This is a genomic window from Streptomyces sp. SID4985 (assembly GCF_009863025.1).
Lineage (GTDB): Bacteria > Actinomycetota > Actinomycetes > Streptomycetales > Streptomycetaceae > Streptomyces.
Genome location: NZ_WWIR01000307.1, coordinates 1 through 842, shown reverse-complemented (window position 1 = coordinate 842; position 842 = coordinate 1). Strand labels below are relative to the sequence as shown.

The window sequence follows — 842 nt, the reverse complement described above, 5'->3', positions numbered from 1 at the left end:
CCGCCGGGACCACCCGTACGGCCGTCGGCTTCGGGGCGGCGGAGCAGGACGGGTCGGCCGTCGACCTCGCCCTGCCGCTGGTCGTGGCCGTCGCCGCCGTACTGGCCGCCGGGTACGGCTATGTACGCCGGACCCGCCGGGTGCGGACCCGTACGACCCCGGCGCCGGCGCCCTCGGCCCCGCCCGCGCCGGGCACCGGCGGGACCGAGCGGCAGGCGCGGGAGGCCCTGATACGCGCCGACGACTGCGTACGGGCCTCGGCGGAGGAGCTGTCGTACGTCGCGGAGGCGGAGGGCGGACCGGCACGGGAGGCGCTGCGGGCCGCCGAGGCGGAGCTGGCGGCCGCGTTCACGATCTTCGGGCGCTGGGCGGAGGGCGTCCCCGAGGACGCGCACGCCCGGCGGCAGGCCCTGGTGGGTGTGGTCGGCCGGTGCGAGGAGGCCGGGCGGCGCCTGGACGCGGAGGCGGCCGGTCTGGACCGGCTGCGGGGACCGGCGGGCGGGCCGGCCCTCGGGGTCGCGGAGCGGCGGTTCCGGGAGCTGACCGCGCGGGCGGCGGCCGCACAGGGCACGGTGGCGACGCTGCGGGAGCGGTACGGGGTGCGGACCGACCGGTACACCGAAGTGGCCCTGGACCGGCTGGTGTTCGCGACCGCCCGACTCAACGAGGCTCGTCGCGCCGTCGATTCGGGCACCGACCGGGAGGCGGCCCGCCAACTCCGCGCCGCAGAGGCCGCGATATCCCAGGCGGGCATCCAGATCGACGGCGTGGAGCGGCTCGCCGACCGGCTCGCCGAGGCGACCGCGCTGGTCCCGGCCGCCCTCGCCGCCGCCGAGGAGGAC

1 pseudogene is annotated in these 842 nt (G+C 79.5%); it reads left to right on the top strand.

Annotated features, from left to right (window positions below):
* Window positions 1–842 (top strand): annotated as a pseudogene (locus GTW40_RS12675) (hypothetical protein); the annotation flags it as partial.